The sequence below is a fragment of the Falsiroseomonas sp. genome (genome assembly GCF_051859025.1).
Taxonomy (GTDB): Bacteria; Pseudomonadota; Alphaproteobacteria; order Acetobacterales; family Acetobacteraceae; genus Falsiroseomonas.
The window spans coordinates 153,004-159,754 of the sequence record NZ_JBHYGL010000004.1 but is presented as its reverse complement, the minus strand read 5'-3'; the positions used below and the strand labels follow the sequence as shown (position 1 = coordinate 159,754).

The 6,751-nt window shown below is 65.9% G+C and carries 7 protein-coding genes; 5 read left to right on the top strand and 2 right to left on the bottom strand.

Features of this window, described 5'->3' with window-relative positions:
• Positions 1-48: 48 nt before the first annotated feature.
• Both ACTIE5_RS07625 and ACTIE5_RS07620 read right to left on the bottom strand, forming a co-directional pair.
• Complete coding sequence (locus tag ACTIE5_RS07625) at positions 49-1,380, bottom strand: recombinase family protein (RefSeq protein ID WP_439549093.1); 1,332 nt, start codon at positions 1,378-1,380, stop codon at positions 49-51.
• Positions 1,377-1,883, bottom strand: coding sequence for a DUF2924 domain-containing protein (locus ACTIE5_RS07620; RefSeq protein ID WP_439549092.1), 507 nt, complete (start codon positions 1,881-1,883; stop codon positions 1,377-1,379). The genes ACTIE5_RS07625 and ACTIE5_RS07620 overlap by 4 nt, the downstream gene beginning before the upstream one ends.
• A 527-nt stretch (positions 1,884-2,410) precedes the next feature.
• Here ACTIE5_RS07620 and ACTIE5_RS07615 point away from each other — a divergent pair.
• The 5 genes from ACTIE5_RS07615 (at position 2,411) to ACTIE5_RS07595 (ending at position 6,751) form a co-directional block, all read left to right on the top strand.
• A complete protein-coding gene (locus tag ACTIE5_RS07615) occupies positions 2,411-3,196 on the top strand; it encodes a hypothetical protein (protein ID WP_439549091.1) in 786 nt (261 codons plus the stop codon).
• Positions 3,189-5,195, top strand: coding sequence for a 7-cyano-7-deazaguanine synthase (locus ACTIE5_RS07610; RefSeq protein WP_439549090.1), 2,007 nt, complete (start codon positions 3,189-3,191; stop codon positions 5,193-5,195). The genes ACTIE5_RS07615 and ACTIE5_RS07610 overlap by 8 nt, the downstream gene beginning before the upstream one ends.
• A 95-nt stretch (positions 5,196-5,290) precedes the next feature.
• Positions 5,291-5,578: a helix-turn-helix transcriptional regulator gene (locus ACTIE5_RS07605; RefSeq protein WP_439549089.1), complete on the top strand. Its 288-nt coding sequence runs from the start codon at positions 5,291-5,293 to the stop codon at positions 5,576-5,578.
• Entirely contained in the window at positions 5,578-6,300 is a 723-nt protein-coding gene (locus tag ACTIE5_RS07600; RefSeq protein ID WP_439549088.1) for a hypothetical protein, read from the top strand. The genes ACTIE5_RS07605 and ACTIE5_RS07600 overlap by 1 nt, the downstream gene beginning before the upstream one ends.
• The gene (locus ACTIE5_RS07595) at positions 6,284-6,751 is read left to right on the top strand and encodes a hypothetical protein (RefSeq protein ID WP_111399413.1); all 468 of its coding nucleotides are present in this window, start codon (positions 6,284-6,286) and stop codon (positions 6,749-6,751) included. Before ACTIE5_RS07600 ends, ACTIE5_RS07595 begins: the two co-directional genes overlap by 17 nt.

Below are 6,751 nucleotides of genomic sequence, written 5' to 3'. Positions count from 1 at the left end.
AGGAGGCCAACTCTCTCATCACAGGCGGATCCCAGGCAGGGGGGAAGGTCATTCGGCCGGCGTTGCCAGGTCCCGCGCTAGGCTCGCCAGCCCCTCCAGCTTCAGCCGCACGTCGGCGCCGCCCGCCCCGATATCGACCCGGTCGACCAGGAGGCGGATGATCCGCGCCTGCTCGGCGGGGAAGAGCTCCTCCCAAAGCGGGTCCAGCCGCTCCAGCGCTAGCCGCGCCTCGTCCTCGGTCGTATCCGGCGCCGAGGCCCGCGCCGCGCGCCAGGCGCCCAGCACCACCTCCGGCTGGCGCAGCAGCCCCCGGACCTGGGCGATGACCGCGCCCTCGATCTCCGCGGCCGAAATGCGCGCGATGGCCGGCCCATCCGCGGCGCTGCCCTTCAGCACCGACTGGCTGACATAGTAGCGGTACTGCTGCCCGCGGCGCCCCCGCGCGTGGGTGGGCGACATGGCACGCCCGTCGCTCCCGAAGATCAGCCCGCGCAGCAGCGAAGGCGTCTGGCAGCGGGTGCGGTTGGCGCGTGTCTTCGGGCTGATCGCCAGCAGGGCGTGCGCCGCGTCCCACATCGCCCGCGGCACGATGGCGGCATGCTCGCCGGGGTGCGACTTCCCCTTGTGCATCGCCTCGCCGAGATAGGTGCGGTTGCTCAGCACGCGATAGACGTCGCTCTTGGTGAAGGCGCGCCCGCGTTTTGTGACGGCGCCCTCGGCGCGCAGTGCCTGGACCAGCTTCGTACCGGATTCCGTCTCGACGAAGCCTTCGAAGATCCGGCGCACCAGTGCCGCCTCCGCCTCGTTCACCAGCAGCTTGCGGTCCTTGGCGTCGTAGCCGAGTGGCACGAAGCCCCCCATCCAGATTCCGCGCGCCCGTGACGCCGCCACCTTGTCGCGGATGCGCTCGCCAATGACCTCGCGCTCGAACTGCGCGAAGCTGAGCAGGATGTTTAGCGTGAGCCGCCCCATGCTGGTCGTCGTGTTGAAGGACTGCGTGACGGAGACGAAGGTCACGCTGTTCGCGTCGAATACGTCGACCAGCTTGGCGAAGTCCATCAGCGCGCGCGACAGGCGGTCGATCTTGTAGACCACCACCACGTCGATCAGGCCGCGCTCGACATCGGCCAGCAGGCGCCGCAGTGAAGGCCGTTCCAGCGTGCCGCCGGACACGCCGCCATCGTCGTAGCGGTCGCGGACCAGCACCCAGCCCTCCGACCGCTGGCTGGTGATGTAGGCCTCACACGCCTCGCGCTGGGCGTCGAGCGAGTTGAACTCCATATCGAGGCCTTCCTCGCTCGACTTCCGCGTGTACACAGCGGCGCGGATCTTACGCACCGTGGCCGGCATCGCGGCCTCGGCGGCCGGCTTGCGCTTCATGCCGTGCCCCTCCGGTTCTTCAGGCCGAAGAACAGCCAGCCATTCCAGCGCGTGCCGGTGATGGCGCGGGCGATGGAGGAGAGCGACTGGTAAGGGCGCCCCTGATACTCGTAGCCGTCGTGCAGCACGGTCACGCTGTGCTCGACGCCCTGGTACTCGCGGATAAGGCGCGTGCCGGTGATCGGCTTGTCGTCGCCGCGGATGCGCCGCAGGACGGGATTGCCTCCGTCGAGCTGTTCACCCAGGGCTTCGAGGCGCTGGATCGTCTCGGGCTTCAGGCCGCCATAGGCCAGTTCCTGGATCCGGTAGGCCAGCCGGCTCTCCAGGAAGCGCCGGTTGTAGGGCGGCGGCTCGGCAGCGAAGAGCTCCCGCCACTGCTGCTTCAGGTCCGGCGTGGCGGTGGTCTTCAGGGCTGCCAGGCGCCCGAGCACGTCGGCCGGTGGAATGGCGGGGATGGTCGGCGCCGGCGGGGTGCCGGCTTTGGATTTGGTGGCGCGTGTCATGCGGGTCTCCGGTTGGTCCGGTTCGCATCCAGGCGCTGAGGGGACGGGAAGTGTAGGTCGCGCTCTCCCTGGTCAGCAGCCTCGCGCGCAGCTTCCTCGGCAGCGCGGCTCCGCAGCCGCACGAGGCCGGCGGCCAGGATGCTGCAGACCTCGCGGAGGTGCGGCGGGAGGTGGGGATTGGAGGGGTTCGGAAGCATGGCTGGGAGGCAAGATCGTGTCGCCCAACCGAGAAGAACAGCGAAAACAATCTCTTATCGAAGGCCCGCGGGAACAAAAGCAGCGCAGCGAAGTTCTGCGGTTCGGGGCCGGGTTCGCAGCCGGTAGTCGTCAGGCGCCGACACGGGAACTACGAGCTACGCTAAACTACTTCTGATTGCGTTTCTGCAACCCCTTGGCCATCTTTGCTCAACGCAGTTGCGGCTGCGATTCGCATTGCAGAGGGAGCCATGATGTTGGGGAAAAGACGGTTCGGCGGGAACAAGGGACTTGCACATCCCTGGGCGGCCACCGGCCCCTCCGCCTGATCGATGGGACACCAGAGGCTCGGTACGCTCCCCGCCACACGGAGATGGAAGGCCGTCGTTGAGCTCATTGCCGGCGGCGCAGATGCGGGCGAGGTCGCCACCGCTGCAGCGGCCGCCGCCGAGGCGAGTCTGCGGTCGGGCGCGGACAATCCCGCGCTTCGCCACGCGTTCTGGCTTCTCACCCAGATACCTCTCGCTGCCCGCGCCGAAGACTTTGGCGCAGCGCTCCGCCAACTTGGCCTACAGGTCAACAACGGTGCCGATTTGGCCGAGATTTGCGCGGCCATGATTGAAGCCGTCGACGACGCGGCACGCCAGGCTGGCGGCATCGATGATTTCGGGGAGATGGCGACGCTTGCTGCATCGGAGAGCTTGAGCGCCGTCGCGGGGCGCGCTGGCGAGAGCCTCTTCGGGGTCACTTACAAAGCAGACGAAGCTCATGCGGCTCTGCGCGGCCTCGCCACAGACAAGCAGTTTGGAGTGTTGGCTCGAGATTTTTTCGGCCGGCTCACGCGAAGATCCCTGGACTATTTCCTGAGCCGCGAGCTTCCCAATCACGTCGGCTTCAACAAGCGCTTCCCTAGCATTGCCGACCATCATCGGTTCGAACAGGCGCTCGACACGCACTGCCGTGAAGCCTCTCTGATCATGGAGGAGTTCGCCGCAGGATGGTTTTCCAAGACCAGGTACGAGACAGGCATTAACGCGGCGAATGCGGGGAGATTTGCCCATGTGGCGTTCGACAAATTACGTCGTGAGCTTCTAATCCGGCGCGACGCGCATGGATGAGGTTCGGGTCTTCTGCGGGGATGTCGATCGCCCAACCCTGATCGACGAGAGCACCATCTTCCTCGATGTCGCGGCTGCCAAAGGTGATCCAGCGCGGGTGCGGCTCAGCGCCGCAGAGGTAACCCGCAAGATGCTCGGGAAGATCCCCGATCGCCTCGCCGATCTGCTAGACATCGCCTGTTACGTCTACTGCGCCGATCAGATCACGCGCCGTGACACAAAGCTGATGGCTCGTCTCGGCGGCGATTGGCAGCGAGATTTTTCCTTCACCGTTGCCGTCCGTGACTTCGCCTTCTGGAGCAATCCCGAAGTCCTCAGCAAGCTCGAATCAACGCTGACCTTTCTGTCAGATGACAGATTCGCCTTCGCCTTTAAGGCGACGCGCCGCGTATCGCCGCCGCAAGAATATCTGGACCTAAGCGGCGCAGGACCGCCGCCCTCCTTCTCCCCAGACCGTGTCGTTCTGTTTTCGGGCGGGCTCGATTCTTTCGCGGGCGCGACGGAAGCACTCATTGGTCAGAATGAGCGTGTGGTCCTCGTATCCCACAGGTCCTCCCCCTTCGTCGCCGGCCGTCAAGCCACACTGCTGGATGGGCTGCGCAAGCGTGTCGATCCCGCCAGGCTGTTCCGCCTCAGCGTGGAGGTCACCAAGGGTGGAAACCAGGCAGTCGAGTTTACGCAGCGAACTCGCTCATTTCTGTTTGCCACTATCGGTTTCATCGTCGCCCGCATGTTCGGTAAGCGTGAGGTCACGTTTTACGAGAACGGCGTGGTGAGCATGAATCTACCGTTGGCGCCGCACGTCCTGGGCACACGTGCGACAAGGACCACGCATCCCCGGGTCCTCCACGATTTTGGCTCGCTGTTTTCTCGCATCGCGGAGCATGACATCAAGATCGTGAATCCATACTTCTGGCTTTCAAAGGCCGACGTGGTTCGAAAGATCGCGGACTTCGGCTGCCAGCATCTGATTGAGCAGACCTTCAGCTGTGCAGAGGTCCGAAAGGCTAATCGTAACAACAAGCATTGCGGCGTTTGCTCCCAGTGCGTCGATCGCCGCTTCGGAATCCTGGCAGCAGATTGCGGTGCCCATGAGCGTTCGACGAACTACATCGTCGACCTCATCCGCGGCGCCCGGGAACAAGGAACTGAAGCGTCATTGATGGAGGCCTATCTTCTGGCGGCACATCGGTACGCAGGAATCAGTGAGGCAGGGTTTCGATCAGCCTACGGGCAGATATTCCGTGCGATCCGCTATCTCGATGTTCCAGCGAATGAGGCCGCTGGGCGCCTGCACCATCTTCATGTCAGGCACGGAGTGGCGGTGGTGAACGTGCTGAAGCGAGAACTTGGATCCCTCGATCTGGCTGTTGCCCGAAAGAACCTACCCAACACATCTCTGCTTTCGATGCTGCTCGAAAGACCTATCGAGCCAATCGCATTCACCGACGCGACAGAGGTAGCGCCACCGGCGCCAGTCCAGGCGGCGGCAGCTGGGTATCTGCCATTGCCACGACCCATCCGGTTTGCCGTATCGCCCGATGGCAGCCGGGTTGTTTTTGAAGGGGGGCCCACGCTGAAGGGGCGATCGGCTGCATTGATCTCCGCACTTTTCGGATCGTACCGTGACGGTCTCAGCGCGGCGAGCGGCGGGAGCATGCATCGGTTCACCGATCGGCGCACACTCGCTCAGCGATTGGGGATTGAAGAACCGTCATTGGGCAAGCGCGTCGAGCGTCTTCGCGGGCAACTGGCTGCGGAGTTCCGCTCGCACCTCAATGCATCCATCGGGGATGACGACGTCCTCGAGAATCAGCCTTGGTCAGGTTACCGCTTGAACCCGCACCTGTTCCTCGAGCCGTCCCTTCTCGGCCAACCGGATGCACGCCTCACCTCGGTCGGTGTCACAGCTGTTTCGTCCGACGTCACAACTCGACCAGCCAGTGGCCGAATTCCAAGGGCTGCCCCGCGGAAAATGTCACAACTTTCGAAGCGCTGAACATATCTCCAGCAGTGTGATGGAACAAAAATAGCCTCGAAATCAGGGGCTTAGTAGCGACGGCGTGGTGCCGGCGTTGCCCCAGAGCGGGGCCAATGCTGTCCATTCCTCCAGCTGTCACCCAGGGCGAGGGTTGCGGTGCGCCCGGCCAGGACAGCGTCCGGCACCTGACACAGAAGGCTCTGGCGCGCCGCTGGTGCCTCAGCCACCGCACGCTGGAGCGGTGGCGCTGGCTGGGCCGGGGCCCCGCCTTCCTGAAGCTGGGCGGCCGCGTCGCCTATCGCCTCGAGGATATTGAGGCCTTCGAGGCGGCACAGACCCGCGACGCGACCAGCACCTCGCAGCCGTCCCCCGCCGGCATTCCGGTCGCGGTGACCGCCTGATGAGCGCGCTCGTCCGCTACGAGCAGGCCCGCACCGCGCTGGCCGAATGTGCCCGCATCGATGAGGCCTCGGAGATCCGCGACAAGGCAGCTGCGCTCGCCGCCTATGCCCGTCAGCGCGACGACCGCGACCTCGAAATCTGGGTGCGCGAGATCCATCTGCGCGCCTGCGTCCGCATCGGCGAGCTGAGCCGAGATCTCGATCAGGCCCAGACGGTTCGCAAGGCCGATGGCGCCACGGTTCGACTTCCCGCCGGGGGGAAGTCGAAGGCCGCAGCGCTGGCCGATGCCGGCATCTCCACCAGCACGGCCCAGCGCTACGAGGAACTAGCCGGCGGTCGCGAGGAACAGGCCCAGGCCGCGGGGCGCGCCGCGATGGAGGCGTACTTCACGCGGTCCCGCGACGAAGGTGCGCCGCCGACCATGGCCGGGCTGCGCGGCGCCGTGCGCGATGCCGTGCAGGCCACCATCGGGCCACCGCCGCCCCGCCCCAAGCGTCCGTCCCCGCCGCCGGAGCAGCCGAAGGTCGCGCCCATCGGCGCCGACTGGGTCGATTGGACCGGCGCCGTGCAGGACCTTGCCCGGCTCGACTGCGACCTCCCCGAACTCGCCGCCCGTTCCGCCGCCCTCATGCCGACGCTGCTGCGCGAGGCGCGGCAGGCCGCGGAACGGCTGCGCATCTGGATCAACCTCCTGGAGCCGACCAATGACCAAGCCCACTGAGCGCGTTCGCGCCATCATCCGTGACGCCCGCCGTACCATCGGTTCGCCGGACAATGCACCGGCCGTCGCGAACGCCATCCTTTCGCAGATGTGGACCGCGGTCACGACGGACCAGGACGTGCTGCGCCACCTGCTGGCCCGCGGCCTGAATGCGGAGATCAGGGCCTTCCTTTCCCGGCACTACGACGAGAAGGACGGCTCCGACGCCAAGCAGCTCCGTGCCGCGCAGCTGTCCATGTGGCCGGAGGCGGCGCGGACCTATGTCGAACAGGTGGGGCGTGAGCGGGTGTGGGTCCCCTCCCGCGACGAATTCGTGGAGCTGGTGCCCGATGCCCTCCAGCCCGGCGAGCTGCGCGAGGCCGGGGAGCATCTGCTGCAGCACGGCACGGACTGCATCCGCCGCGGACGCCTCCTGCTGCGCCTCGCTGATCTCTCCCAGCCTGAGGCGTGA